Origin of the sequence: Sorangium sp. So ce590 (genome assembly GCF_051521365.1) — a bacterium.
In the GTDB taxonomy this organism is placed as follows: domain Bacteria; phylum Myxococcota_A; class Polyangia; order Polyangiales; family Polyangiaceae; genus Sorangium.
This window is the reverse complement of record NZ_CP150346.1, coordinates 6,135,843-6,162,815: the sequence shown is the minus strand read 5'-3', so window position 1 is coordinate 6,162,815 and position 26,973 is coordinate 6,135,843. Positions and strand designations below refer to the sequence as shown.

General features: G+C 73.5%; 17 protein-coding genes and 1 pseudogene. 6 read left to right on the top strand and 12 right to left on the bottom strand.

What is annotated here, in order from left to right; genetic code table 11:
• Positions 1–28 precede the first annotated feature (28 nt).
• On the top strand, positions 29–1,144 hold the full coding sequence (locus WMF28_RS22930) for a hypothetical protein (protein ID WP_437595376.1): 1,116 nt from the start codon (positions 29–31) through the stop codon (positions 1,142–1,144).
• 602 nt (positions 1,145–1,746) lie between these two features.
• Here WMF28_RS22930 and WMF28_RS22925 read toward each other — a convergent pair.
• Together WMF28_RS22925 and WMF28_RS22920 are read right to left on the bottom strand one after the other, a co-directional pair.
• Positions 1,747–2,841, bottom strand: coding sequence for a serine/threonine-protein kinase (locus tag WMF28_RS22925; RefSeq protein WP_437595375.1), 1,095 nt, complete (start codon positions 2,839–2,841; stop codon positions 1,747–1,749).
• Between the two features lie 555 nt (positions 2,842–3,396).
• Positions 3,397–4,014: a hypothetical protein gene (locus tag WMF28_RS22920; protein WP_437595374.1), complete on the bottom strand. Its 618-nt coding sequence runs from the start codon at positions 4,012–4,014 to the stop codon at positions 3,397–3,399.
• Between the two features lie 676 nt (positions 4,015–4,690).
• Between WMF28_RS22920 and WMF28_RS22915 the strand changes: the two genes are divergently transcribed.
• The 3 genes from WMF28_RS22915 (at position 4,691) to WMF28_RS22905 (ending at position 9,981) form a co-directional block, all read left to right on the top strand.
• Positions 4,691–4,954: a hypothetical protein gene (locus WMF28_RS22915; protein WP_437595373.1), complete on the top strand. Its 264-nt coding sequence runs from the start codon at positions 4,691–4,693 to the stop codon at positions 4,952–4,954.
• 79 nt (positions 4,955–5,033) lie between these two features.
• On the top strand, positions 5,034–5,963 hold the full coding sequence (locus WMF28_RS22910; protein WP_437595372.1) for a hypothetical protein: 930 nt from the start codon (positions 5,034–5,036) through the stop codon (positions 5,961–5,963).
• Positions 5,964–6,357: 394 nt separating this feature from the next.
• Entirely contained in the window at positions 6,358–9,981 is a 3,624-nt protein-coding gene (locus tag WMF28_RS22905) for an SNF2-related protein (RefSeq protein WP_437595371.1), read from the top strand.
• Positions 9,982–9,988: 7 nt separating this feature from the next.
• Here WMF28_RS22905 and WMF28_RS22900 read toward each other — a convergent pair whose 3' ends face one another.
• The 3 genes from WMF28_RS22900 to WMF28_RS22890 form a co-directional block, all read right to left on the bottom strand.
• Entirely contained in the window at positions 9,989–10,579 is a 591-nt protein-coding gene (locus WMF28_RS22900; protein WP_437595369.1) for a Uma2 family endonuclease, read from the bottom strand.
• Positions 10,580–10,657: 78 nt separating this feature from the next.
• Positions 10,658–12,088, bottom strand: a complete 1,431-nt coding sequence (locus WMF28_RS22895) for an MATE family efflux transporter (protein WP_437595368.1) — start codon at positions 12,086–12,088, stop codon at positions 10,658–10,660.
• 184 nt (positions 12,089–12,272) lie between these two features.
• The gene (locus WMF28_RS22890; RefSeq protein WP_437595367.1) at positions 12,273–13,523 is read right to left on the bottom strand and encodes an MFS transporter; all 1,251 of its coding nucleotides are present in this window, start codon (positions 13,521–13,523) and stop codon (positions 12,273–12,275) included.
• Positions 13,524–13,732: 209 nt separating this feature from the next.
• On the opposite strand from WMF28_RS22890, the gene WMF28_RS22885 reads away from it, so the two are divergent.
• Positions 13,733–16,135 (top strand): hypothetical protein, encoded by a 2,403-nt coding sequence (locus tag WMF28_RS22885; RefSeq protein ID WP_437595366.1) that lies wholly within the window; start codon positions 13,733–13,735, stop codon positions 16,133–16,135.
• A 47-nt stretch (positions 16,136–16,182) separates the two neighbouring features.
• The gene (locus WMF28_RS22880) at positions 16,183–18,369 is read left to right on the top strand and encodes a hybrid sensor histidine kinase/response regulator (protein WP_437595365.1); all 2,187 of its coding nucleotides are present in this window, start codon (positions 16,183–16,185) and stop codon (positions 18,367–18,369) included.
• Between the two features lie 193 nt (positions 18,370–18,562).
• On the opposite strand, the gene WMF28_RS22875 is transcribed toward WMF28_RS22880, so the two are convergent.
• The 7 genes and pseudogenes from WMF28_RS22875 to WMF28_RS22845 form a co-directional block, all read right to left on the bottom strand.
• Positions 18,563–19,288, bottom strand: a complete 726-nt coding sequence (locus WMF28_RS22875; protein WP_437595364.1) for a hypothetical protein — start codon at positions 19,286–19,288, stop codon at positions 18,563–18,565.
• A gap of 61 nt (positions 19,289–19,349) precedes the next feature.
• Positions 19,350–20,225: a hypothetical protein gene (locus WMF28_RS22870; RefSeq protein WP_437595363.1), complete on the bottom strand. Its 876-nt coding sequence runs from the start codon at positions 20,223–20,225 to the stop codon at positions 19,350–19,352.
• Positions 20,216–20,839 (bottom strand): RNA polymerase sigma factor, encoded by a 624-nt coding sequence (locus WMF28_RS22865; protein ID WP_437595361.1) that lies wholly within the window; start codon positions 20,837–20,839, stop codon positions 20,216–20,218. Before WMF28_RS22865 ends, WMF28_RS22870 begins: the two co-directional genes overlap by 10 nt.
• Complete coding sequence (locus WMF28_RS22860; RefSeq protein ID WP_437595360.1) at positions 20,836–21,987, bottom strand: hypothetical protein; 1,152 nt, start codon at positions 21,985–21,987, stop codon at positions 20,836–20,838. Before WMF28_RS22860 ends, WMF28_RS22865 begins: the two co-directional genes overlap by 4 nt.
• Positions 21,988–22,228: 241 nt before the next feature.
• Positions 22,229–23,293 (bottom strand): annotated as a pseudogene (locus tag WMF28_RS22855) (S8 family serine peptidase); the annotation flags it as partial.
• A gap of 742 nt (positions 23,294–24,035) precedes the next feature.
• Positions 24,036–25,019, bottom strand: a complete 984-nt coding sequence (locus WMF28_RS22850; protein ID WP_437595359.1) for a hypothetical protein — start codon at positions 25,017–25,019, stop codon at positions 24,036–24,038.
• Between the two features lies 1 nt (position 25,020).
• Entirely contained in the window at positions 25,021–26,682 is a 1,662-nt protein-coding gene (locus tag WMF28_RS22845) for a MutS-related protein (protein ID WP_437595358.1), read from the bottom strand.
• Positions 26,683–26,973: the final 291 nt, after the last annotated feature.

Here is a 26,973-nt window from a genome sequence, read left to right as displayed (position 1 = left end):
CCCGGCGGGGAGGATAGGATGGCGGAGGATGGAGCCCATTTTCGTCCTGATGATCCTCTCGGGAATCGCGGGGCTCGCGAGGTGCTTCGCGCAGGCGCGGCAGGACGCAAGGCGGGCAGCCGAGGCCCGATGGCGGATCGCGCGGCCCATCTGGCAGCGCGCCGCGGCCCTTGTCGGCGGCGAGTTCAGGTCAGGGCCGGGCCAGCGCGGAGACCCCCGGATGCAGATCTCCGTGGTCTTCGAGAACGTCGCGTTGCTCGTCGACCACGATATCGATCACGGCGACGCGTCCGTCGTGCGGTACCACACCCGCATCACCAGCTCGGCGCGGAACCCGTCGGGCCTCAGGCTCCGGGTCCACGAGCAGCGGCTGCGCCGGGCGAACGACGGGACCTTCCGGGCGAGGCAGGTGGACGTCGGCGACCCGGCGCTGGACGGCGCCTTCGTCGTCAAGGCCAGCATCCCGACGCTCGCGCGCTGGTGGCTCACGCCGCCGCTGCGCGAGGCGCTCCGCGCGGCCGCCGACTACCAGCTCACGCTCGAGTCGCACCGGCTCACCGCCATCCGCGCCGGGCTGGAAGACGACGCCGAGAAGCTCGTGAGCGCCATCCGCGCCGCCGCGCTCGTCGCCGGCCGCGGCCGGGCGCTCACGAAGGAGCTGCGGGCGCTCTCGCAGGAGCTCGGCGGGCGGCTGCTGTCCGGCGCGGCCTCGTCCGAGGGCGAGATGACCATCGAGATCGAGCACCGCAGCAGGCTGCTCACCGTGGAGTTCGGCAGGGAAGGGAAGAAGGGCGCTTTCGGCACCCGCGTCCGCGCCGCCCGCGCCGCGTCCCCCTCGGAGCGATTCACCCTGAGGCGACGGCCCAGGCGCGGCTCGGCCAGGGGCGCCCGAGGTCCGTCCGGCGACGACGCCCTGCCCCGGGCCTACGAGGTGCTGGCGGAAGCGCCCGACCGGGCGATGCAGCGCCTCGGCGACGAGCTTCGGCGCGAGATCGCCGCGCTCCGCCCGGCGGCGGTCGTGGGCGACGAGGCCGCTGTAACGCTCGTCTTCGGTCAGCTCGAGACGGGGCGGGACCGGATCGAGCGCGCGATCGCGATCGTCTCGGCGCTCGCGGCGCCGAGCCCGCACGGGCCGTATCGCTGATCGCCCCGCGCGGCGGCCGGTCCGCGGGCGGAGAGGGGCAGCATGAGCGCTGCGCGCGACGAGCCGGCGACGCTGGTCCTCACCCCGTCCCCTGCCACAGGGGTGCGACAGGGGACGATGTGACAGGGGACGATGTGACAGGGGACGATGTGACAGCGGCGATGTGACAGGGGACGGCGGCGTGTGGCTACCTTTCCACGGCGGGATCGTGCACCATGCCACGAGGGTGCCCCGGAGGCGTGAGCCGAGCTCCCGCGGTGGCATCGGCCGGATGACATGACGACCCCCCTGCGCCCCGAGGATGCGCGCGCGCGCCTGCACCGCGCCGGGCTCGCCACCCAGATCGACGCCGCGGCGTTCGCGGCCGCGTGCGACGAGGAGCGCGCCTGCGCGCCGCTCGACGCCGAGGTCGCGCTCTCGGCCCTGGCGTCGATCTACGGCGTGCGCGGTCCCTCGGAGGCGAGCGCCCCCGACGACGCGTTCGTGGTGGACGAGCACGCGGCTTCCGACCCGAAGGTCCTCGCGGCCGTGTGGCTCACCACCCCCCACCGGCCTGACGGCGGCGCGTCGGCGATCGGTGGAGGGAGCGACGGCGCACGCCGTCAGGGCTCAGCGCCCCGCCGTTCCAGCAGGCGCGCTGTCACGGCCTGCGCCGCGTCGACCGCGCGCCCGGCGGCGCGCGCCGCGTCGCGGAGGCTCTCGTCGACGCCGCGCGCGCCCGCGGCCCCTTCCCACAGCAGGCCCGCGGCGAGCGCCACCCCGAGCGCCGCGGCGACGCCGGCCGCCGCGAGGCGCAGGCGCCGCGGCCGCTCCCGCGTCGCGGACGGCGGCGCGACCGGCGCCCCTGCCGCGGCCGTGAAGGCGGCGATCATCACCTCCACGCAGGGGAACCGCTCTGACGGGCTGATGGCGAAAGAGCGCGCGAACCACGCCTCCAGGGCGGGCGGCGCTCCCGGGCACAACGTGGCCAGCGGGGGGCGCCCGCTGACCAGGATGGCCGCGAGCACCGCGGCCAGGTTGCGCCCCGGGAACGGCTGCTGCCCGGTCAGCGCCTCGTGCGCGACGACCGCGAGCGACCACATGTCGAGCTGCGGGCCCGCCTGCCCGTCGCACGTGTGCTCCGGGCTCAGGTAGGCGGGCGTGCCGAGCACCACCCCGTCCGCGGTCCGGCGGCGGAAGTCGACCGGTCGATCCTGCCCGACCCACTTGGCGATCCCGAAATCGGCGATCTTGGCGCGGAGGTGCCCGTCGCTCCCCTCGATGAGCAGGATGTTCGCCGGCTTGATGTCCCGGTGCACGATGCCGAGGCCGTGCGCCACCGACAGCGCCTCTCCGAGCTGCCGGAGGAGCGCCGTGAGCTCGACGGCCGGCATCGTCCCCCGCTCCTGGAGCAGCTGCCGCAGCGACCTGCCGCGCACGTACTCCATGACGAGGTACGGGCCCGCCGCCGGGTCCTCCCCCGCGTCGTGCACCGCGACGACGCCGCCTGTCTTCTGCCCGAGCTGCGCCGCGACCCGCGCCTCCAGGCGGAACCGCTCGATCGCGTCGAGGTTCCGGCCGCTCCGCGCGACAACGAGGAACTTCAGCGCGACGTCGACGTGCCGGACGCTGTCGTGCGCGCGCCAGACCTCGCCCATGGCGCCGCGCCCGAGCGGGAGCTCGAGCCGGTAACGCCCGCCGACGAGGCGGCCTCGCATCCGTCCGGCGCGGCGCGAGGAGGCTGGGCGGGAGTCTGCGGGTCGATCAGCGAGCGCGGCCGCGGCGCGCGCGCCGTCTCTTCTCTGGGAATCGGGTTGGGGATCGAACGAGGATGGCTGGAACACGATCGCGCACCTCCGTGCCGCCTCTGTCTCCCAGACGCGTCGGTGTGCCTCTCGGGCGACGCGCTTGGGCCAGGGACCGGGGCATGCCCAGAGCCTATCGCGAACACGGGAACCTGGGAATCCCGGACAGCGCTCCCGCAGAGCGCTTGTTGCGGCCTTGTGCTCACACGGTCGCATGGCGGCGCTGTGCGTCGGCGTCTGCACCACATGGAACTCCCTCGGCGGTCGAAACCGAGCAGGGCGGAGGGCAAAGCGATCTTGCCGTGGATGACGGAGTGTAGAGAACGCGCGTGCGAGCGCGAAGCAGACCCATCCTGCCCGGCGGGGGATGGGGGCCTCGCGCCTCCACGCGCGGCGCGGCCGGCAAGCGGAGCGTACAGCACGGCCGTACACGGGCAGCGCGGCGAGGCGCTCGACCTTCGTGCTGTGTCAGAGCGGCTGTGGCGCGACCGGGGACGCGCGCCGGATCGCCACGCAGACGCCGGCGCAGTCAGCGCCGCCGGTGGCCGTATCGCAGTCGTCGCCCGGGTCGTCGACGCACTCGAGCCCGTCGGGGCAGGGGAAGCCCGCGAAGCCGCCGCACATGATGGGCTTGGGCTCGACGCAGACGCCAGCGCAGTCAGCGCCGCCGTGCTCTGGGTCGCAGTCGTCGCCCGGGTCGTCGACGCACTCGAGCCCGTCGGGGCAGGGGAAGCCCGCGAAGCCGCCGCACATGACGGGCTTGGGCTCGACGCAGACACCGGTGCAGTCAGCGCCGCCGTGCTCTGGGTCGCAGTCGTCGCCCGGGTCGTCGACGCACTCGAGCCCGTCGGGACAGCTCGTCCCGAGGAAGCCGCCGCACATGACGGGCTTGGGCTCGACGCAGACACCGGTGCAGTCAGCGCCGCCGTGCTCTGGGTCGCAGTCGTCGGTCGGGTCGTCGACGCACTCGAGCCCGTCGGGACAGCTCGTCCCGAGGAAGCCGCCGCACTCCTGTGTTTTTTGCGGCTCCTGCGTCTCCCCGACGTCGCCGTCGCTCTCCGCCTGGCAGCCGACGAGTCCAATCATGATGAGCAAGAAAGCCAATCCTGTGTGGCGCATCAGAACCTCCGCATCGTGCTTGTTCGAGCCCTGATGCGGCCACCGGATCGGTGATCGCGCGGCAGCCTGGCGCGCAGGCGCCGCCAGGGGAGGACACCCCTGACGCCACCGCCCAGGCCCCCTTCAGGGCTCCTGTCGTCTCTGCTCCCCGAGGCGCGTCCTTCGGGGAGAGGCGCGCCATCGTCGCGCCTGTCTTCGCCTGTCTTGAAGCAGCTTCGGTGCCAGCGGGATTTGGCACAGCTCGCGCGGAGATCGCGGCCTGCCGCGGGGGGGCATCGCGGTTCGTTGTGTCTCACTTGTGTCTCGACCTGTCTCAGTTGTGCCAACGGTGAGACAGTCGGCTCGTGAGCCTCGCACGGAGGCGACGGCGCCGCGGCCGGAGGACGCCTCCGCATCGAGACGTTCGAGGCGGTGCGGAACGCCTGGCCGGAGCGCCTGCCGCCCACCGTCCGGCTCTCGATCACGGACCGGGTGGATGGCGGGGTCACGGTCGAGGAGTCGATCGAGCTGACGAAACGGCTCAAGGCGTCCGGCCTCGATCGGCTCGACGCGAGCCGCGGGGTCGTCGTCCCCGATCTCTCCAGGGCCCCCTGGGCCCGGCTTCCTGCTCCCGCACGCCGGGCGCGTCCGCAAGGAGGCGGGCGTGCCGGTCGCGACGGGGTGGTTCACGTACCTGTGGCTCAGCGCGTCCTCGTCGTCGTTCGTGCACATCGCGACCGAGTCGTCCCCGGAGCAGAGCCCGGCGCTCCGCGTGTGTCAGATGTCCACGGTGGCGCCCTGGATGGGGGAGGACCACCTGGCTCCTGGAGCTACGTCGCGGCCTCTCGCCTCGGCGCGCGCGGCCGAGCGCTCCCGCCCGAGCGCGGCAGCGGCCTGCGCCGCGGACCTGCCCAGGCTCGCGGTCTGAATGTGGGCAGCCGTGCTACCCCAACCTGAGCCGGGCTACCCCAACCTGGGTCGGGCTACACGAGGAGCTCCGGGGGTGGGTGGCGACTGGCTCCAGGATCATTGGCGGATCCAACGAGGAGAGCGGGCGCATCTCGCACGTGAAGGAGAGCCAGCGGCTAGCGTTCGTGGTCGAACGCATCACGGAGATTGCCATCAACCAGAAGATGGCGTCGATGCGAAAGAAACCAAGCGCGTCCTCCTCGGCGCAGGAATACGCCCGGGCGTTGAAGGTCGCGTTCGGGATCGGGAGCGATGATCACGACACCATCAGCATCGGGGACAGGCACGGGCGGCACGAGCTGCCCAAGACCATCGCGGCTGTCGTCGGGCGCTACCGGGACGGCTCCCTGCGCGTGCTCCTCGGCCAGAACTCGGGCCAGCACGACGCAGAGAACGAGTACCGTGCCAAGGTCATCCCCTCGGACATCCGGGACAGCAAGGCGGCCATCGAGACGCATGTGAAAGGATCGCTGACGGAGAACCCCCGCGATCTGCTCAACTGCGCCGAATGCCTCCCGATCGGGAACCTCCTCCGCGACGGGTGGACCGTCACGGAGTCGCAGGCGCTGCGGCGGGATCAGGGGAACGATCACGCGTCGTGTGATCCGTGCGAGAACTGCCAGGCGCTGTACAACCTGAAGACGGCGGCCGAGAAAGTACGAGAAGAGCAGGCAGCGGCGCGCGCCGCCGAGGAGAAGGAGCGCGAGGCGAAGCTCAGGGAGCAGGCTCGCCAGAACGCTGAGGCGCAGCAGAGGCACCAGGCGGCGAAGGTCGATCTCGAGCAGGACGTGCGCCGCGTCGCCGACCAGCTCACCCCCGCCGAGAAGAGGGCGCTCAACAGGCTGTATAAATCGAAGCACTTTCCCAAGGCAAAGCTCGATTCAACGTGGATGGTCTATCGCACCGACGACGAGAAGAGGGCGCGCCTCAAGGAAGCAGAGAAGAACGAGAACCCCAAGAAGAAGTGAGGCCTATCTCGCCTCACTCAACGCTTGCCATCGACCCGATGGGTTCGTCGAGCGCTGTTGGCCGATCTTCGAGGAATTTTCCCGAGATACAAATTGGTGAAGGCAGCGATCGTAGGGGTACTGTCGGTGATTTCGTCATCACCGTGACGAAGGAGTGAGCCTCTTTTCCCGCCCTGGAGCGGTCGACACGAGCCTCTGCTGCTCGCGTTCGCGCTGGCGATGACCCTCTCGGGGCGCGGCGTCGACGCGGTGCGCCCGTGCTCGGTCGACACGGCCGCGGGCGGGGCGCTGCTGCTCGCGGCCGCGCTCCGCGGCGCGCTCGCTCCCGGGGGGGGCAGCGCGCCAAAACCCCTTGAACCCGGCCCGCGCACCCACAACGTTACGCGGCCCGACCATGCCAGGAGACCCCCAGGCCGTCCCCCCCGCAGTCCCGGCGGCGCCGTTCGAGACCCGGGCGGCCCTCCTGTCCTGGCTCGCGCACCACGGCATCGCGCACGTCGCCCGGCTCAACCTCGAGGCGGTGGCCCCGCGCGTCGACCCCGCCCTCTGGCCCGAGCTGCGGGTCCTCGGCGCGCGGCGGCGCCTCATCGATCTGGCGAGCGCCGACGAGCTGGCGCGCTCGATCGCGTGGCTCCCGCCCTCGCGCCTCCGCGACGCGCTGCCGCCCCTCGTCCTCCGCTTCCTGGAGGACGAGCGCGCCGGCGCGGCGCTCGCGCGCGCCGCCGTCCCCGCGCTGCTGCGGGCGCCCGACGAGCCGCGGGCCCTCCCGGCGCACGACCTGCTCTGCGCCCTGCGCGCCCGCGTCCCGGACGCCGTGGCCCCGCGCCCCGAGCGGGCGCTCCGGGCCGCCGCGCTGCGCTTCGACCCCGCGCTGCCCGGCTTTCGCCTCGACGACCCGCAGCCCTTCGAGTCGCAGCGCGTGGGCGCCGGCTTCGTCCGGCCCGAGGCGCGGCTGATCCTCGCGCCCGGGGCGCCCCGCGCCGAGTGCGGCTGCGGCGCGGTCGACTGCGTGCACGTGCTCGCGGCCATCGACGCGGCGCTGCTCTGGCTCCGCCAGCCCCCGGGCGAGGCCTTCTTCCGCGCGCTCGACGAGCTCGGGCGCCCCGCCTGGGAGCGCACCTTGCTGGCGCTCGACAGGGCCCTCGACGACGGCCCCGGCGCGCGCGCCGGCGTCGAGATCACCTTCCGGCTCGACGTCGTCGAGGGCGCCGGCGTCGCGGTCGCCCCCTGGATCCACCGGCTCGGCAAGAAGGGCCAGCGCGGCGCCGGCGCGCGGATCGGCCGGAAGCGCCTCCTCCTGGAGCACGGCGCGAAGCTCTCCTCCGACGACGCCCGCATCGCCGCCCTCCTGCCCGACGGCGACGGGTTCGCGTCGCGGGCGCTGCTCGACGCGCTCATCGGCCACCCGCGCCTCTTCCTCGACGAGGCGCCCGACGTCGCGGTGCGCATCGAGCGCACGCCGGTGGGCCTCGTGGCCGAGGAGCGCCACGGCGCCGTGCGGGTGAGCGCCGGCGTCGAGGGCACCGCCCTGCCTCCGGCGCTGATCGAGCGCGTGCGCCGGGCCCGCCCCGAGGAGGTGGTGTTCCTCTGGGACTGGGACAAGGGCGCGCGCCGGCTCACGCTGCTCGACGTCAAGGCCGAGGTCCGGGCGCTCGTCGACGTGCTCGTGCGCGACGGCAACGTCTTCCCGCCCGAGAGCCACGCCGCCCTCCTCTCCTCGCTCTCGCGGTGGGCGCAGCGCGTGCCCGTCGCCATGCCGCGCAGCGTGATGGGCGAGTCGGTCCCGCCGGAGCTGCTCCCGGTGCTGCGGCTCACGGCCCAGCCCCGCGGCGCCGTGGAGGTCGAGCTGCGCCTCCGGCCGCTCGCCGACGGCCCGGCCCTCGTGCCGGGCGCGGGCGCCCGCGACGTGCACGTGCGGCGCGGGGAGAAGGCCCTGCACGCGCTGCGCGACCTGCGCCGGGAAGAGGACTTCGCCGCCGCGCTCGCCGCCGAGCTCCCGCTCGGCGGGGCCGAGCCGTTCGAGGACCGTCGCTTCCACTACCGCTTCGCCAGCGCGCACGGCGCGTTCGACCTGCTCGCGGCCTGCGCGGCGCGCGAGCCGCCGCCGGAGCTCGAGTGGGTGGGCGCGCCCCTGCGCGTCGTGGGCGACCGCGGTCCCCACGCGCTCAAGGTCGCCCTCGAGCGGCGGCGCGAGTGGTTCGGCGTCCTCGGCGGCCTGAGCGTCGAGGGAGAGCGCGTGGAGCTGGCCCGGCTGCTCGATGCGGCGCGGCGCGGGGAGCGTTACGTGCAGGTCGAGGCGCAGACCTACGTGGAGCTGGGCGAGGCCCTGCGCCTCCACCTCGAGCGCCTGTCGGACCACGTGCACGCCACCCGGCACGGCCTCTCGGTGGGCCCCTCGTCCGCCGGCGTGCTGTGGGAGCTCGAGCGGGCCGGCGCGGCGCTCGAGGCGGACGGCGCCTTCCGGCAGCTCGCCGAGCGCGCCGCCGCCGCCGGCGAGCTCTGCCCGGCCGTCCCTCCGGCGCTCGGGACCGAGCTTCGCCCGTACCAGCGCGACGGCTACCGCTGGCTCGTGCGGCTCGCGGCCTGGGGGGCCGGCGGCGTGCTCGCCGACGACATGGGGCTCGGCAAGACCGTGCAGGCGCTGGCCGTCCTGCTCGAGCGCAGCGCGCGGGGGCCGGCGCTCGTCCTCGCCCCGACCTCGGTGGCCTTCAACTGGAGGGACGAGGCGCAGCGCTTCGCGCCTTCCCTGCGCCTCACGCTCTACGCGGACGCGCCCGACCGCGACGACGCGCTCGCGCGGCTCGGCCCGGGCGACGTGCTGGTGCTCAGCTACGGCCTGCTCGTGCGCGACGCCGCGCGCCTCTCGGCCCGGCGCTTCGCCACGGTCGTCTTCGACGAGGCCCAGAACCTGAAGAACGCGACCACCCTGCGCGCGCGCGCCGCGAGGGCGCTCCAGGCGGACTTCAGGTTCGCGCTCTCGGGCACGCCGATCGAGAACCACCTCGGCGAGCTCTGGAGCCTCTTCGCGATCGTCTTTCCCGGCCTGCTGGGCGGCTGGGACTCGTTCCGCGACCGCTACGCCACGCCGATCGAGCGGCAGAGCGACCCGGCCGCGGCGCCCGCGCTCGCGCGCGTGCTCGCCCCCTTCCTCCTCCGGCGGACGAAGGCGCAGGTGGAGGCCGAGCTCCCGGCGCGCACCGAGGTGCGCGTGCCGGTCGTCCTCTCGGGCGCCGAGTGGCAGCTGTACGAGGACGCGCGCCTCGCGGCGCTGTCCGATCTCGAGACGCGCCGGTCGGTCCGGCGCGAGCAGGAGCGGCGCGTCGAGGTGCTCGCGGCGCTCACGCGCCTGCGGCTGCTCACCTCGCACCCGCGCCTCTACGACGAGCGCTCGGAGCTCGCCTCGTCGAAGCTCGCGCGCTTGCTTTCGCTCGTCGAGGAGCTGCGGGCCGAGGGGCAGCGCGCCCTCGTCTTCAGCCAGTTCACCTCGCACCTCGCGCTGGTGCGCGAGGCGCTCGAGGCGCGCGGCGTCGCGTACGTCTACCTCGACGGCGAGACGCCCCGGAAGGCGCGTGGCGAGCGGGTGCGCGAGTTCCAGGAGGGGGCGGCGCCGCTCTTCCTCATCTCGCTCAAGGCGGGGGGCTTCGGCATCAACCTCACGGCGGCGACCAACGTGATCCACCTCGATCCCTGGTGGAACCCCGCGGTCGAGGACCAGGCCTCGGATCGCGCGCACCGCCTGGGCCAGCGGCGGCCGGTCACCATCTACCGCCTTGTGGCGCTCGGGACGATCGAGGAGCAGATGCTGTCGCTGCACGAGCAGAAGCGGTCGCTCGTGGCCCAGGTCCTCGGCGGCAAGGACGCGGCGGGCAAGCTCTCGACGCAGGACCTCCTGGGGCTGCTCTCGGAGCGGCTTCCGGGGCCGGCGGGCGGAGAGGGCGGCGAGGGGGAGGGCGGCGAGGGGGAGGGCGGCGAGGGGGAGGGCGCGCCGGCGCTCGACGACGAGCCGGCGCCCGCCTGAGGGCGCGCTACGTCGCCCAGAGCACGGCGAGCTCGATCTCGATGGCCTGGAAGGGCGCGGCGCGGACGCGCGCGGCGCCGCGGTGGGTGGCGACCGGGGTGAAGCCGCGGCCCGGGGCGAGCGAGAAGACCTCCAGGGTCCTCTGGATGGGATCGACCAGCCACGCGTGCTGCACGCCCTCGCGCGCGTAGAGGGGCATCTTCTCCTTGCGATCGTGCTGTTCGGTCGAGGGGCTCAGGACCTCGCAGATCCAGTCCGGAGCGAGCGAGAAGTAGGGTGTGTCGGGCAGCTCGGGCATGCGCTCGCGCCGCCAGCCGGCGATGTCCGGCACGACCGCCTCCACGTCGCCCGGCGACTCCGGATCGGGGAAGTGCAGCTCCGGCTCGTCCAGGATCCACCACCCGCCCGGTCCGTTCTTGCCGTGGTCGAAGGGACCACCGAGCTCGATGCCCAGGCTCGACGCCGCGCGCGCGTGCCGCGGCGCCGGCCGCGGGAAGACGTGCAGCACGCCGCGGATGAGCTCTGCCACCTTGTTCGGCGGCGCGGCCTCGAGGTCGGCGTACGTGGCGCGGCGGGGCTTCTCGGCGGGCTGGCCCATGGGCTCAGCCTGCCTGCGGGAGCGCGGCCAGGCAAGCCGACGCGCCGGGCGACCGGCCGGTGCGGCTCCCCGCCGTCATCACGCCTCTCCGACCTCGTTCGCGAAGGTCTTTGCGGGGTCGGCCTGTCGCGTCGCGTCCTCCGGAGCGGCCGGCTGGACGAGGGACCGCTTCCAGCGCCCCGAGAAGTAGTAGGCCATGCTGGCGACCATCGACACGAAGAAGCTCAGCGCGATGGCGTACCAGACGCCCTCCACGCTGTGCATCTCGCGGGAGAGCCAGTAGGCGAGCGGATTGCGGATCACCCAGAGGCTGAGCAGGGAGATCACGGTCGTGACCCCGGTCGCGCCGGAGCCGTTGATGATGCCGTTGCTCACGAAGGAGAGGCCAAAGAAGAGATAGCACGCGCCCACGATGTGCAGGTACGAGACGCCGAGCCCGATGACGACCGGATCGGTGATGAACACCCGGAGGAGCGCCTCGGGGAAGACGATGGCCGCCGCCGAGATCAGGAGCGTCATCCCGCCGCTGAACACGCAGCCCCACCTGAAGACCTCGCGCACGCGGCCGTGGTGCCCCGCGCCCAGGTTCTGCCCGGCGAGCGTCGATATCGCCATCCCCAGGGTGATCGCCGGCAACACGGCGATCTGGTCGATCCGCGACGCCGCGCCGAACGCCGCGGTCGCGACCTCCCCGAACCCGTTCACGATCCCCGTCACGACCACCATGCCCAGCGAGACCACCGACTGCTGGATGGACGCTGGCACGCCGATACGGCACGTCTTCCGGATCGTCGGACCGAGCTGGCCGAAGCGCGGCCACCTCGGCGCGATCGGCGACTTCCGGACGCGGAGATGGATGTTGAGCGCCGCGAGCAGGAGGACGTGAGAGACGAGCGTGGCCCAGGCCGTCCCGTTCAGGCCGAGCTCCGGCAGCCCCAGCCGCCCGAAGATGAGCAGCGGATCGAGCACCGTCGTGAGCAGGACGGAGCCGAGCTGAAAATAGAGAGGAGTCCTCGAGTCTCCCGTCCCCTGGAGCATGCTCCGGAGCGCGAACATGCCGAAGCTGAAGGGCAGCGAGAGCAGGTAGATCCGGAGGTAGCTCACCGCCGGCTGGAGGACGTCTGGCGGCGTATCCATCGCCCGGAGGATCTCGGGCGTGAAGATCTCTCCGAGGACGGTCAGCAGGATGCCGAGGCCGTAGATGAGCACCGTGGAGCCGTCCACCACGCGCCGCAGCTCGTCGAACCGCCTGGCGCCGAAGCTCTGCGAGACGAGGATGTTCGTCGCCAGGGTCATCCCCATCCCGACGCCGAAGATCGTGAAGATGACGGGAAAGCTGACGGTGACGGCCGCCAGGGCCCCGGTGCCGAGGAACTGACCCACCCAGATGGCGTTGATGAAGCTGTAGGCGGTCTGCAGGAAGCTCCCGAGCAGCATCGGGAGCGAGAACGTCACGAGGTGTCTGGGGATGCTGCCGGTCGTCAGATCGGTTCCGAACTTCGGTTTCATCAGGTTCCTCGCCCGCGGGGAGGGGGCGGAAGAGGGAGCGTGGATGGCGGGTCGAGCGCGGCGTAACGTAGCCGACGCGCGGCGACAGTCCATTCCCGCTGGCCCGCGGCTTGCCGTCGGCGCAGGCGGCTGAGCGCGTCAGTCCTTCCCATGGGCGCGACGGCGAGAGGCGTGACCCGCGCGCTCACACCGCCCGCAGCCGCCACACCGCGGGGCGCAGCAGCAGGAGCGGCGCGGCGAAGCCAGCGATCACGCCGGCCCACACCGTCGCTTCCACGCCGATCCGGCCGGCGAGCCATCCGGCCGCCAGGGTGCCCGCCGGCAAGAGCGCGCTGGTGAGCACGTGGAGCGTGGCGTTGACCCGGCCGAGCACGTGCAGCGGCAGCATCGATTGCCGGACGCTCACCGCGTGGATCATGAACGCCACGAGGAACGCGTCCCCGAGGAGCTGGTGCAGCACGAGGGCAGGGACCGCGAGCGGCCCGAGCTGCGCGGAGAGCGGGATGAGCGCGGCGCCGGCCTGACCCACGATGAGGCTGAGGATCATCGCCGGCCCGGCGCCGAAGCGACGGCCCAGCCAGCCCGCGAGGACGCTGCCGCCCAGCGCGCCGATGCCGCCCGCGCTGATGATCAGCCCGACCGCGGCGGGATCGAGCCGCAGGTCCTCCAGGAGATAGAGCATGTACAGCGCGGAGAAGACCCCTCCGCTCAGCAGGGCGTGCGCGCCCATGGCGAGGAACGTCGCCCCGATCACGGGGTGGCCGAGGCCGTGGCGCAACCCCACCCGGAGATCCTCGAGCAGCGAGGCGCCCCCCTCGGCCCCGTCGCCTCCGGCGGCGGCCGGCGTCTCGATCGCCCGGATGCGGCCGAGGAGCGCCGCCGACCCGAGATACGAGAGCGCGTCCGCCACCATCGTCAGCGGCGCGGTGAGCACCTGGATCAGGATGCCCGCGGCGCCGGGGCCGGCGATCTCCGCGGCGGCCTCGGTCCCCTCCAGCCTGGCGTTCGCCTCGACGAGGCGGTCCTGCCCGACCAGCGCCGGCAAGTACGCGTTGTCGGCGATCTGGAACAGGGAGGTGGCCATGCCGACCAGCGCGGCCACCACGAAGAGGTGGAGGAGGGTGAGCGCGCCGGTCCAGGCCGCGATCGGAACCGAGAGGATCAGCGCGGCGCGCACGAGATCCGCGCCGATGAGCAACGGCCGCTTGCGCGAGCGATCGACGAGCCCACCCGCGAAGAGCCCCACCAGGACGCCCGGCGCGGTGGACAGGGCCGAGAGCACCGCGACGCCACCCGCGTCGGCCCCGAGGCTCACGATGGCGATCACGGGCAGCGTCGTCCGGCTGACACGGCTGCCCAGCGCGCTCACCGCCTGCGCCGCCCAGAGACGCAGGAAATCGGGGTGGCGAGAGAGGCCGGCGGGGGGAGGGGACATTGCGGGGGGCGAGCAGAGCAGAGAAGAGAAGAGAAGAGAACGGGAAGGAGAGTCCAGCTTCCTGGAACGCGCCGGCGGGAGGGGCCCGAGAGAGCCTCCGGGGGGCAAGACGCCTTGAACCCGACCCCGGGCGTCGGGGGGGGCCCGCATCTCGCTCGCCTCTCCGGGCAGGCGCGGCTACTAAGGCAGCCCTGGAGGCACCCGCGCCCATGCCCACGCTGCTCCGTTCACCGGCCTTGAGGCTCGGCGCAGCGCTCGTCGCGATCGCGATGGCGCTCGTCGGTCTCCTGCCCCTCTTCGACGGCCCCGGCTACGAGAGCGCGCTCGCCGCGGGCCTCCTCGTGCCGAGCGTCGCGGCGATCACGACCGCCCTCGACGTCGCCGCCCACCGGCCCCTGCCGGTCGAGGCCTTCCGGCGGGGCGTCGCGAACGGCGCTCTGCTCGCGCTCGTCGCGTACGCCACCACGCTCGGCCACGGCCTCCGCGCCGGCTTCTGCGACGTGCTCGGCGGCTCCGCGCACTTCGCCCTCGGGCCCGTCCTCGGCGCGGCGCTCGGCGGCGCCTGGGGCGCGGTCGCGGGCGAGCTCGCCGCCGGCATCCGGCGCGAGGACGCCGCGCCCCCACCCCCGGCATGGCGGCGCCGGCTCGTCGCCGTCCTCGCCGCGCTCGCCGCCCCGCTCGCCTCGATCGGCGTGAGCGCCGTCCGCTTCTACACGAGCCCGATCGTCTTCGCCTACGACCCCTTCGTCGGCTTCTTCAGCGGCACCCTCTACGACACGGTCGTCGACGCCTCCGGGCTGCTCACCTACCGCGCCGGGACGCTGGCCACCCTGTTCGCCGCGTCCGTGCTCGCGCAGCACCTCGTGCACGACACGGGCGGCCGGATCTCGTTCCAGCCGCAGGGCCGCCCCGGGCTGCTCCTGCTCGGCGCGGCGAGCGCCGCCCTGGGCGCCGTGAACCTCCTCGAAGGCGCGCGCCTCGGCCACTTCCAGACCTCCGAGACCATCGCGGCCGAGCTCGGCGCGTTCTCGCAGGGCCAGCGCTGCGAGGTCGTTTACCCGCGCGGCATGCGCGAGGGCGACATCCTGCGCTTCGTGCGCGAGTGCGACGCCCACATCGAGGCCGGCGAGCGCTGGCTCGGCGCGCCCGCCGAGCGGGACGGCGAGCCGCTCCGGGTCCGCGCCTACCTGTTCGAGAGCGCGGCGCAGAAGGGCGCGCTCATGGGCGCGTCGCGCACGTACGTCGCGAAGCCGTGGCGCCGCGAGGTGTACCTGCAGGCCGCCGGCTTCCCGCACCCGACGCTCGGACACGAGATCATGCACGTGCTCGCCGGCGCCTTCGCCCGCGGCCCGTTCGAGATCGCCGGGCGGCTCGGCGGGTGGCTCCCCGACCCGGGCCTCATCGAGGGGATCGCCGTCGCCGGATCGCCCAGGGAAGGCGAGGACCTGAGCCCGCGCGAATGGGCGAAGGCCATGAGAGATCTCGGGATCCTGCCGCGGCTCTCGCGCCTCTTCGCGCTCGGCTTCCTGGCCGAGAACTCGTCGACCGCGTACACCGTGAGCGGCGCCTTCGTCGGCCACGTGCGCGCGACGCACGGCCCCGCCGCGGTGCGCGCCTGGTACGGCGGGAGGGCGCTGCCGGAGATCACCGGCGCCTCGTGGGACGAGATGGAGCGCGCGTGGCACGCCGAGCTCGACGCGCTGTCGCTCCCCGACGCCGCCAGGGCGCAGGCGAAGGCCCGGTTCGATCGGCCCGCCGTCTTCGAGCGGCGCTGCCCGCACGTGGTCGACGCGTGCGCGCAGAAGGCGGAGCAGCTGCGCGCGCGCGGCGACCACGAGGGCGCGATCGCCGAGTACCAGCGCGTCCTCGCGCTCGACCGGAGCCCCGCGACGCGCGTCGCCATCGCGGAGACGCGGCTCGCCAGCGACGCGCCCGGCAGCCGGGGCGAGGGGGTCCGCGAGCTCTCGGCCATCGCCGGCGACGCGTCGATGCCGCGCCACCTGCGCGACCGCGCGGCGGAGCGGCTCGGCGACGCCGCGCTCTCGGCCGGCGACCGGGAGGGCGCGGTGGCCTGGTACCGCGAGGTCGCCGGCCGCCTCGTCGACGAGGACCGGCTCCGGACGCTCGACGTCAAGATCGCCGCCGCGCACGACGAGCGGGCGCGCGCGGCCGTCGCCGAGCTGCTGATCGGGACCCGCGGCGGCGCGCCGGATCGGTTCCGGGCGGCGGAGCTCCTCGGCGCCTGGGCCGCGCAGGCCCCCGGCGACGGCCTGCCGAGCTACCTCCTCGGCCGCCACTACCTGAACGACGGCCGCTTCGACGAGGCGGCCGATCGCCTGGAGCGGGCGCTCGGCGCCCACCTGCCCGTCCAGCGGGTCTGGATCGAGGCCAAGCGGCTGCGGCTCGTGGTGGCGTGCGGCGTCGACGATGTCGAGACCGCCCGCCGGATGTTCGCCCAGTACGCCGCCCACGACGGGGCGGCCGGCACCGGGCCCGCCGTGAGCGAGGAGCGCCGGGATGCCGCCCTTCGCCTGCTCGAGCGGTGCGACCGCGCGGCGCCCCGGCCCGCGTCCCCGGCGACCCCATCCGACCCGCCGGCCGGACAAAAATGAAGAATGCCTCTCGTTCCCGCGCGCTGACGTGGTGAGATGGCGTGGAAATGCACGATGCGCCTGCGAGCGAGAGGTACCGTCGCCTCGTCGCGCTGAACGCCGTCCTCACCGTCGTGGCCCGCCACTCGAACCTCCTCCTGCCGAGGCCGTTCGAGGAGCTCGCCGACGCCGTCGGCCGGTTCGCCGCGTTCCAGGTCCTCGCGATGCTGTTTCCGGAGCCCGAGGGCGAGCTCCGCGCGTACGCGGCCTTCCGCGGCGACACGCTCGCGGCCGCGCCGTTCAGCGCGCTGGTCCCCGCGCCCGTGGCGCTCTTCCGGCGGGTGTTCGGCGAGGGCAAGACGTTCTCCTGCGTCGACACCCGCGCGGGCGACGCGCTCGAGGGGATGGGGGCCTCCGCGGGGTGCCTCTCGTACGTCGCGCTCCCGGTGCGGGCCGCGCCGCCCGGCGGCGAGGCCTCCGCGCGCTCCGGGCCGTCCGGCGGCCCCGTCATCGCGGCGCTCGTCCTCGGCTACGCCGACGCCGCGGCGGCGGCCGCCGCGCCGATCGAGCTCCTGGAGCAGCTCGCCGACGCGCTCGGCGCCGGCCTGGATCGCTCGCTGCGCGTCGTCGCCGGCGAGCGCGAGGCCGCCGAGCGGCTCCTCAGGATCCGCGAGCTCGAGGAGCAGCACAGGAACCTCCTCGACAACGCGCCGCTCATCATCTTCCGGCTGGATCCCGAGACCGGCGAGCTCTCGTTCCTGAACCGGCACGCCGAGCGGCTCCTCGGCGTGCCGGTGACCGAGGCGCTGAAGACGCCGGGCTTCCTCGGCGAGGCCCACGCCGATCCGGAGGGCGTGATGTGCTTCGAGGACGCGGTCGCGCGGGCCAAGCTCGGCGCCCCCTCGTCGTCCTACGAGGCGCGCCTGCGCAGGCGGGGCGGCGACGCGATCACCGCGCGCGGCACGGTGTACCCGCTCGTCTCGGATCGCGGCCGCGTGGTGGCGATCGAGGGCGTCCTCGCGGACGTGAGCACCGAGCACGCGGCGCGCACCCGGCTCATCCAGGTCGATCGCCTGTCGACGCTCGGCACGCTGGCGGCCGGCGTCGCGCACGAGATCAACAACCCGGCCGCGTTCATCCTGCTCGGCCTGGACATGCTCGATCGCCTGCTGCGCGGCCCGAACGTGCGCATGGAGGGCGCCGCCGCCTCGAGCGCGTCGGAGCTGCTCCGGGAGCTGCGCGACTCGATCAAGCGCATCGTCGACATCGTCCGCGATCTCAAGCTGTTCGCGAGCCCGCCGCAGCCCGAGGGGGCGCGGCGCGCGCTGACGGACGCGAACCGCACCGTCGAGTCGGCGCTGAGCCTCACGCGCGGCCAGATCATCGAGCGGGCGCAGATCGTGAAGAGCCTGTCGGAGGTGCCGCCGGTCCTCATGGAGGACGGCCGGCTCGGGCAGGTCATCGTGAACCTCCTCGTCAACGCGGCGCAGGCGATCTCGAAGCCGGGCTCGAAGCACGAGGCGCGCGAGCAGACGGTGACGGTCGAGACGCGGAGCGACGGGGACACGGTCGAGATCGTGGTGACCGACTCCGGCGCCGGCATCGCGGAGGAGAACCTCCCGCGCATCTGGACGCCGTTCTTCACCACGAAGGGGCCCGAGGTCGGCACGGGGCTCGGCCTGTCGATCAGCCGCGAGATCATCGAGCGCGTCGGCGGGCAGATCACGGCGGAGAGCCCGGTCCCCGGGAGCGATCCGCCGGGCGGCGCGCGCTTCGTCATCTCGCTGCCCGCGGCGGGGCGCGCGGAGGAGGCGACGCCGAGCGTGGCGCCGGTGCCGCGGCTCGTGTCGACGCGGGCGCGGGTGCTCGTGGTGGAGGACGAGGCGTCGCTCGCGCGCGCGCTGTGCGAGCAGCTGGGCCGCGTGCACCAGGTGGCCGTCGCGCCGAGCGCGGACGCGGCGATGGGGATGCTCGCCGGCGGCCAGCGGTTCGACGTGGTGCTCTGCGATCTGCGGATGCCCGGCATGTCGGGCGACGTCTTCTACACGCGGATCCGCGAGAGCGATCCGGCGCTCGCGCAGGGGTTCATCTTCATGACCGGCGTGGGCTTCGGCGCCGACGTGGAGCGGTTCCTCGCGTCGTCGGGCCGGCCGCTCCTGGAGAAGCCGTTCTCCGCCGAGGACGCGCTGAGCGCGATCGCCGAGGTGGTCACGGCGAACCAGGCCGAGGAGCGGGAGAGCGCGAGGTCTCGGTGAGGCGCGCTCAGCGGTGACGCGCGCGCGCCGGCGGCGGCGCGCGCGGTCAGCCGAGGATCTGCGCGCAGCGGGGCCACCCGCTGGCGCGCGACCCATTTGCGAGCGTGGTAGGGAGCGACGCGAGGAACGTTGTCGCGCGCCAGCCACGCATCGAATGGACCGCTTGGCCACGGACCACCTGAGCTGCTCGCCGTCAGGGGTTGCGCGTCAGCCGGACGTTGTACATGGTGCTCCCGAACACGATGCTGCCGTCTGCCCTCTGCTGGTCGACGACAAAATCGAAGGCGACCGTGTTGCGCACATCGATGGTGCACCCGGATGCATCACAATCGCAAACGCCTATTCTACACAGCGCGATGTATCCGCAGTCGGTGGGCTGCCCGTCCTGGGTACAGCCGGCGGCCCCTGTTCCCCACCCCCCGTTGGGCATGCAGAGGTAGGCGTCCGAGTCTGGCTGCATGAGGTACGACGTCTGAAGCTCGCACCAGCCCGTCCAGAGCTCTCGGGGATCGATGGCGAAACGCAGCCGGCGGTCGGTGAGCTGCGCATCGAGCATGGTGAAATCGAACCCCTCGTAGGGCAGGTCGGTATCGTAGTAGTTGCCCGGCTCGATCGACGTGGGATAGCCCACGTCCGGATCCACAGCCGGGGGGATGGCGGCTCCCGTGCCGAAGCGCACCTTCCCCTGGATCGATGCGCCCTCCACGGTGTCGATGTCGATCTGGATCACGTCCGATCCCGAGCGGAACTTGAAGTTCTCGACGTATCCATCCCAGTGCGCGATGAGCAGCGCGGCCGCGCTGGAGTCGGGGTTGGGCTCACCGCTGCCGATGGGCAGATCCTGCGACTGACAGCCGGTGTTCCCGAGCGAGGCAGCCGTGAAGAGCAACGCGAGCGCGACGCGGGTCGAACGATTCATGGTTCCTCCTGTCTCTTGCGGTCCATCGCTACATGGCCGGCGCGAGGAACATCCGTCTCTGTCAGTCGAGATTTTCTCGGAACGCGCACGAGGCGCGGACTCGGCCCATGTGCACCGAGCCCGGCGCTTCGCCGAGGAGCCGCTCGGCCTCCGCGCGCGCCTCCGGCGCCCGCCCTGCCGCGCAGAGGGCGAGCACGCGCGCAGCCATGCGCTCCTCGCGGAGCTGGCCCTCTGGGAACCGGGCGCCGAGGTCGTCGAGGCGATCGAGCGCGGCCGACGGATCGCCGTCCCGCACGGCGTCCTGCGCCTCGCGCAGCAAGGCCATCTCCGCGGCGAGCGTGCTCGGCGTCGCCGGCTGTCCGCCGCGCGGGCGCGCCGGCTCGCGTTCGCCGCCGCCTGTCGAGGGCGCTCGCGCGGCGTCCTCCGCGCCCGGGTCCAGCGGCCGCGGCGGTGCGGAAGCGACCGCGCGGGCGGCGCGCGAGGGCGCCGCCATCGGCGCCGGCGCGGCGACTGGAGCCGCCGCGGGCGGCGTCACCGCAGGCGGAGGCGCCGCGGGCGGCGTCACCGCGGGCGGCGTCACCGCGGGCGCGCTCGCCGGCGGCGCTGCGCTGGCCGGCGGAGGCACGTCGACGGTCGCCCTGCCGGTGAAGAACCCGCCGGCGAAGGCGACGGCGCCGATCAGCGCGCCCGCCGCGATCACCTTGCCCGAGAGCACGCCGCCGGCCGCGTTGCCCGAGAGCACGCCGCCTTCCCCGCTGCCCGCGAGCGGCGGCGGGGGCGAGGTGGGCGCCTCCCCGGACGGCTCCTGCGGCGCGGCGGCCGAGAGCTTCCCCGCGATCGCCGCGCGGAGCCGGACCTTGTCGGACGGCGCGAGCCCGTCCGCTCGGGCCGCCCTCAGGAGCGCGCGCGCCCTCTCGCCCGGATCGCTCATGGCCATCCACCCCCGCTCCTCGCCAGCGCCAGCTCGAACTCCCGGCGCGCGGCGCTCAGCCGCGAGTAGACCGTGTTCAGCTTCACGTCGAGCGCCGCGGCGATCTCCGGCGCGCTCAGCTCCTCGATCTCCGCCATCACGAGCACCGCGCGCTTGTCGTCGTCGAGCTCCGCGAGGAGCGCGTCGACGAGCTTCAGCGCCTCGACCTGCTCGAGCCGCTCCGCCGGCCCCGGCGCGCGGTCCGCCACGCCGCCCGGCAGCTCCTCGAGCCCTCCCTTGCGCCGGACGAGGCGCCGGTGATCGCGCGCCACCCGGCAGAGGATCGCGAACAGCCACGCCTTCACGCTCGACCGTGGCTCGAACTCGCCGAGCCGCCGGTGGACCACGACGAAGACGTCCTGGAAGGCGTCGTCCAGGCTCGCCTCGCGGACGCCGAGCCGGCGCAGGTTTCGCCAGACGAAGTCGGCGTGCTCGTCATAGACCGCGTCGAAGTCGAGGAGGACGGGCGCCTCGTGGACGCCGGCGCGCGGATCGAAGACGGACCCCGCGAAGGGGAGCGCCGACGCGGGGGACGTCCTCGTCACGCGAAGTACATGGCCGGCGCCGTCCGGATCCGTCACGGAAATCGCACCTCGACCCCCAGCGAGGCGCGGAGCGTGGCGGCAGCGCTCCGATGGACAGCGCCGATGCCGACGAGCACGAACCGATCGCGCGTCACCGGAAACGGGACGTCGATCGCGAGCGGGATGCGGATCCGGTCCGAGAGGGCGAAGGTCGCGATCGCTCCGGGGTGCGGCGCGATCCAGAGCGCCCGGTTCGAGCCGGGCGACGCCGCGCCGAAGCTGGCCGCGCCCATGACGCCGACCTCGATACCGGCGCAGGGGCCGAGCTCGAACGCGTGATAACGCGTTGCGTAACAAAGGCGCAGCCCGCCGGTGGCCAGGTGGACGTCGCCGCCCATCGTCGTCCGCGCGACGAGCGCTTGCTGCGCGCCGAAGTAGGTGCCGGACACCTCGGCGCGGACGGCTCCGATCAGCACGCCCGCGGAGATGCTGGCGCCCGGGGCGACCGCCGGGAGCGCGGAGGTGTCGAGGACGCCGGAGGCCCTGAGCGTGCCGCGCAGCTCGAGGGGGCGCGACGGGCGCGCCGCGCGCTGCGCCGGGGCCGCGGGGGCGCTGGCGCCTGCCGGGGGCGGGGCCGCGGGCGGCGCCTCGGCGGCGGTGGGCGCGTCCGGAGCTGCGTCCACCTCCGGCGCCGCGCCGGCGCCCGGATCCGCGCCGGAGATGGCGCCTGGCCCCGCGTCGGTGTCCGGCGCCGCCTTCGGGATGCCGCGGTTGGCTGCGTCGGGATCGATGGCGAGCGCGATGATCAGCGCCGCCGCGTCGGCGAGCTCGGCGCAGGTCTCGCTGTGGAGCTCGCGCGACCGTGTCGTCTCGCCGAGCGTCATCGTGAGGCGGAGGTCCCACGGCCCGCGTTCGTTGCGGGACACCACCGCGCGTGCCTTCAGCGTCGGCTCGCCGTTCTCCTCGGACGGCCGCCCGAGGCGCTGCGCGATCTCGGCCAGCACGCGCCCTCGATCCGCGCATTCCCCGGGCGCGATCCAGTCGAGCTCGACCCCGCGCGCGCCCGTCGCGGTGTCGGCGCGAGCATCGCCCGCCACCGCGGCGAGCGCGGCGAGCGCGAGCGCGCCGCGCTCGGAGAAGGAGAAGACGAGGGACTCGGCGGCAGCGAGGATGTCCCGCCGGCGGGGGTCGAGCCGGCGCATCATGTCCTGTGGATCGCAAGCGACGGTAGCGCCGGGCTCGTTCGCGATCGGCAGGAGGTTCCGCGCCCAGCTCGGGAGGTTGACATGGTTCGACGGCCGGGGAGAAGGGAATCCAAACGTTTCGGAGGCGTCAAGCCCCAATGAGCTGCGCGATCGCGCACCCTTTGGACCCTCCCCGCGAGCGCCTCCGCCGAAGGCGCGACCCGACCCACGTTGGCGGTCGCGCCTTCGGCGCCGGGGCAGCTCAGCAGACTGGCTGGAAGACGTAGATGGTGATCGTGGTGAAGCCGACCTGACCTTGCGAGTCGGTGGCGTACAGCCGGAGCTGCACCGAGTAGCCGCCGCAATCCGTGGGCAGGTGCGCCGAGGGGGTCCAGCTGAACCCGGGCGTCGCCGCTGGGCCGCGGATCTCGGTCTCCACCCCGTCGTGAATCACCGTCCAGCGGTACGACACGATGCTGCCGCCGTCGGGGTCGACGGCGCCGCCGCTGATGAACTTCGGGACATCGTAGTCGATCCCGTTGCCATTCACGATGTTGGACAGGTACACGTTCGGCGGCGCGTCGAGCGGCGGCGCCACCACGTTGACCGTGCGCGTGACCGTGCCGATCGCGCCGCTGTCGTCGGTCGCCGTCAGCTTCAGCGTCATCGGCCCGACGTTCGGGAACGTCCTTGCGACGGCGCAGCCGATGGGCGCCCAGCCCGGGAATTGCGGCGAGCTCCACTGCAGGCTGCTGCACGGCAGGAACATCTCGAGCCCGAGGTTGGCGTCGAACGCGCGGCCTTGAAGGGTGGTCATCACGTTCTGCGTGATGGTGCTGCCGGCCGTGGGCTCCTGGATCTCCGGCACCGGCGGCGAGTTCCCCGAGTGCACGACGATCGAGGTGGTCGTCGAGGCGCCGTTCGAGTCGGTCGCGGTGGCCGTGATCGTGTGGCTGCCCTGGGTGAGGAACACCTCCCGCGTCGCGCCCCCGCCGAGCGAGCCCATCAGGCTGCTCGACCAGTGGACCGTGCAGCACGCAGGGCCGTCCTCGACATCGTCAGCCTGCGCCGAGAGCGTGAGTTCCGTGCCGTGCAGCACGCTCGCGTCGTTCGCGGGGCTCAGGATCTTCACGGCGGGCGGGATGTTGCCCAGGACCGTCTTCACGGCGTCGCTCGCGTCGACGATGCGCGCGTCCCCGAAGCCGAACGTGTCGGCGGTCGTGCGCAGGATATCCATCACCTCGTTGGCGCTGAGCGTCGGATCGGCGGCCCAGATCAGCGCCGCCACGCCCGCGGCGTAGGGCGACGCGGCGCTCGTGCCGCTCGCCGGGCGAAGCTGTCCCGCGCGGCGAGGTCCTCATCGAGGCTGGATCGCTGTCCACGAGCAACTACGCTCTCGGTGACAGCGCACCTGGGTGAACCGCGAGATGGCACCCGGGCGAGGCCGCTTGCGGCGCTCAAGCGCTCCTCGCAGCCAGCGTCGACGGGGCTCATCGCCGCGTCATCGCTGGTGTCAGCAAGCGCCGGGCCAGGCGTGAGATCGCCCGTTGGGCGGCCTCACCAGGGCGCCTCGCGCTGCGGAAGCCGGCGTTGCCGTCTGGCGCGTGGCCTCTGCTCCAGAGGGGCGGGGCACGCCTCGCCGGGCGGATGGCGGCGAGAGCCTCCACGTTGAGGGCGTGAGCCGCCATCGGCCCTCGGGGCGCGAACCTCGCCGTCCGGTGCTTCGAAGACCCGCGCGCGGGCCGGCCCTGCGCCTCGACTACGCCGTGCTCGCCGCGCGGTGGTGTCCCGCCTACGCCGCGCGGTTCTCGCGCGGCGCGACGCAGGTCGCGTGGCCGTCCGGCGCATGGCGCGTCACCTCCGCCGGCACGGATGGCTCGAGAGCGAGCGCGGCGCTCTTGCTCGACGGCGCCTCTCACGAAGACGGTGCAGAGCTCGTGTGGAACGAGCTCGTCCTCTGCGGACGCGCGAGGTCGGTGAGGTGCTCGAGAGGGCCGTCCGGGCAGCCGTCGCAGGTGGTGAGCGGGCCGGAGCTCGGTGACCGCCTCGCGATCCGGGGATCGAAGCCTTCACTCCTCGACGCTGCGCCGCACCGCGAAGGCGAGGCCGCAGCCCTCGATCTGCTCGCGATGGATCACGCCCATCGGCGAGAGCGCTTGCTCGTCGACCCGCCGGCCCACGCGCAAGAGGACCTTCTTCGCCGCAAGATCCACGAGCGAGACGCGCGCCGAGCTCGCGAACGTCTCGGTCTCGATCGGGCTTTCGGCCACGACGATCAGGATCTCCGCGCCGGCCGCCTTCTTCGCCAGCTCGATCGGGGACTGTTCCAGCGCCTTGCGGAGCCGCTTCAGCGCCGAGAGCTCGCGGGCCGCGCGCACCGAGCCATCGAACGCGGGGCCGAGCACCGCGAGGCCGAGCCGCGCCTCGACGAGCCGGCGGACGTTCGCGGTGTCCTCGTCGACCTTCGTCCCGCCGAAATACACGCCTCGCACCTTCGTCAGCCGATCGCGCTCCGAGGGGGAGGGCGGGGGCCTCATGAGGCACAGGAGGAACGCATCCTTGTCGGATCCGCGCGCGGCGTCGTCGATCCCGCGAACGTCGCGCAGCTCGGCGCGCGGAGCGCGCACGTACACCGCGGGCCGGCGGAGCAGGGCGTCGAGAGCCCCCGGAGCGCGGAGCGAGGGGTCGACGATGTCGGCGGGGTCCCCGTCGCTCGCGGCCTCGCCGATCCAGCGATCCGTCGCCTCGACGAAGCGCTCGTAGCCCGCCGGGAGCCCCGCGCGGCGCTCGTCGATCACGGCCAGCAGCGCGCGCCGCTCGGCCTCGACGGTGCGGCGATCGTGGAGGTACATCGCGATCGCGAGGAGCCCGATGACCACCGCCGTCAGCAGCGTGAGCAGCCGTGCCCGCCCAAGCCGCCGCCCGCTCGCGAGCGTCCCCTCGATTCCGGCTCGAGCCGCGTGACGGCGTGCGCGCGCCCGGTGGCTGACGGCCCGCTCCACGCGCGCGGCGAGCGCGGGGTTCATCCGCTCCGTCGCGAGGAACGTCGCCACGTCAGCTCTCCCTGGAGTGCGCTCGGGAGGCGAGCAGGTTGCGATCGATGAGGCCCTCGAGCTCGCCGCGGGTCACGCCGAGCCGAGCCGCGGCCTGGGCCGCGAGCGAGGTCGCGGCCACGCCGACGATGAACTGGTACGTGGGCTTCTGCGCCGCGTCGAGCTCCACCTGGACGAACCGGAGGTTCCTGATCGCCTTCTCCCGCTCGAGCCGCGCCGCGAACGTCAGGAAATGCGTGGTGATGAACGCCTGCGGGCGGAGCTTCGCGAGCAGCGTGACGACGAGCTCGAAGATCTCCTCCCCCTCGGACGGGTTCGTCCCCGAGCAGAGCTCGTCGAGGATCACCATCGCTCCCGGGCCGAGCTCCTCGAAGAGCGCCCGGATCCGGAGGAGCTCCATGCCGAGCCGCCCCTCGCTCTGATCGAACTTCGTCTCCTGGATGAGCGACACAACGAGCCCTGGGACGCAGACGACGCTCGCGCTGCGCGCCGGCACGAACATGCCTGCCTGCGCGAGCAGCTGCGCCAGCGCCACCGACTGGAGCAGGCGAGTCTTTCCGCCCGAGTTCGGCCCCGTGACAAGGAGCGTCGTGTCGGCCCGATCGATCACGACGTCGCACGGCACCGCCTTGCCTCCGTTGGCGACGAGGAGCGGATTGAAGAGGCCGAGGAGCACGCGCTCGCCCTCCGCGACGGACCGGAGCTCCGGCAGGCTGACCTCGAGCCCCGCCGCCGCGGTGAGATCCCGGAAGCCGAGCGCTCCCAGGTAGACCTCCATCTCTCCGACGAGCGGGACCAGCTGGACGACCTGATCCTCGACGCCCTCGAACACCGCGTCGATGAGCCTCGCCATGACCTCTCCGTCGCCAAAGCTGTACCCGCGAAAGAACATCTCGAGCTTCGCGAGCCAGCGCCGCACCGGCGACAGGACGAACGGGTTCTCCTGCCGCTCCCGGACGGTCACGACGTCGAAGCCGCGGATGCGGCCGTCGGCGCCCACGCGGATGTCCAGGCGGAGCGTCGCGAGGTGCTCGTCGTAATCGAGGAGATCGGCCATCGATCGATACCCCTCGGTCGCCTGCACCGCCTGGCCGAAATCGCGCAGCCGGGAGAGGCCCGATCGAGCGCCCTCGAACGACGCGCTCATCAGATCGAAGACCTCTTTGACGATCGCGAGCACGTCGAGCTGCCGCCGCGTCGGATCGAACTTCTTCCCTGCCACCGCGCCCTCGAGCGCGCCCCGCAACCGGCACGAGGCGGTGTAGAGCTTCTCGAGCTGCCTGCGAAACGTGGGTGAGATCGAGAGCTCGTGGAGGATCCCCCTCCGGAGCTCGGTCACGCGCGTGTCGCTCGGAGGCCGGGAGAGGACGCGGAGGATGAACCCTCGGTTGACGACGGCCTCGTGCCCCCCGACGCGGACGCGGAAGCACCGGGCCACGAGCTCCTCCAGGAACAGGTCCGGCGCGAAGTTCTTCGGATCCCACGTGGAGGGCGCGATGGGCGCCCGATCGAGCGCTTGGCCGAAGAACCCGCCGGAGACGCCGCTTGTGAACGCGAACGAGAGGGACTGTCGCAGCTCGTCGAGATCGGCCCGCGCGGGCGGATCCACGAAGAGCAGGCTGGGGATCCTGTCCGTGGACGGGAGCGCGGCCGCACAGGGCACGTCGGGCCCATGGGGCGCGGGCGGACGGGCGATGCTCTCGGTGGGAACCTGCGCGTGGATCGGGTGCACGAGCAGACGACCCGCGCTCGCAGGAAAAGTTCCCCCGCGCAGGGAACACCCATGAAGATGGTCGCGAAACTGCAAGATTCCACGACGGCTGGGGCGCTCCGGCGTCCCGGTGAGGCCCCAGTTCGGAGATGGCGAGGGGGCCATCGGGCCGGTCGTGGCGATTCGACCTCGATCTCGGGTCCGAGCACGGGGCCGGGCCACGACGCGAGGTGCCGGCCGTGC

Coding starts and splice junctions, on each gene's coding strand:
- WMF28_RS22930 (WP_437595376.1), top strand. CDS start 29: ATGGAGCCCATTTTCGTCCTGATGATCCTCTCGGGAATCGCGGGGCTC.
- WMF28_RS22925 (WP_437595375.1), bottom strand. CDS start 2,841: ATGCGAGGCCGCCTCGTCGGCGGGCGTTACCGGCTCGAGCTCCCGCTC.
- WMF28_RS22920 (WP_437595374.1), bottom strand. CDS start 4,014: ATGATTGGACTCGTCGGCTGCCAGGCGGAGAGCGACGGCGACGTCGGG.
- WMF28_RS22905 (WP_437595371.1), top strand. CDS start 6,358: ATGCCAGGAGACCCCCAGGCCGTCCCCCCCGCAGTCCCGGCGGCGCCG.
- WMF28_RS22900 (WP_437595369.1), bottom strand. CDS start 10,579: ATGGGCCAGCCCGCCGAGAAGCCCCGCCGCGCCACGTACGCCGACCTC.
- WMF28_RS22895 (WP_437595368.1), bottom strand. CDS start 12,088: ATGAAACCGAAGTTCGGAACCGATCTGACGACCGGCAGCATCCCCAGA.
- WMF28_RS22890 (WP_437595367.1), bottom strand. CDS start 13,523: ATGTCCCCTCCCCCCGCCGGCCTCTCTCGCCACCCCGATTTCCTGCGT.
- WMF28_RS22885 (WP_437595366.1), top strand. CDS start 13,733: ATGCCCACGCTGCTCCGTTCACCGGCCTTGAGGCTCGGCGCAGCGCTC.
- WMF28_RS22880 (WP_437595365.1), top strand. CDS start 16,183: ATGCACGATGCGCCTGCGAGCGAGAGGTACCGTCGCCTCGTCGCGCTG.
- WMF28_RS22875 (WP_437595364.1), bottom strand. CDS start 19,288: ATGAATCGTTCGACCCGCGTCGCGCTCGCGTTGCTCTTCACGGCTGCC.
- WMF28_RS22870 (WP_437595363.1), bottom strand. CDS start 20,225: ATGGCCATGAGCGATCCGGGCGAGAGGGCGCGCGCGCTCCTGAGGGCG.
- WMF28_RS22860 (WP_437595360.1), bottom strand. CDS start 21,987: ATGATGCGCCGGCTCGACCCCCGCCGGCGGGACATCCTCGCTGCCGCC.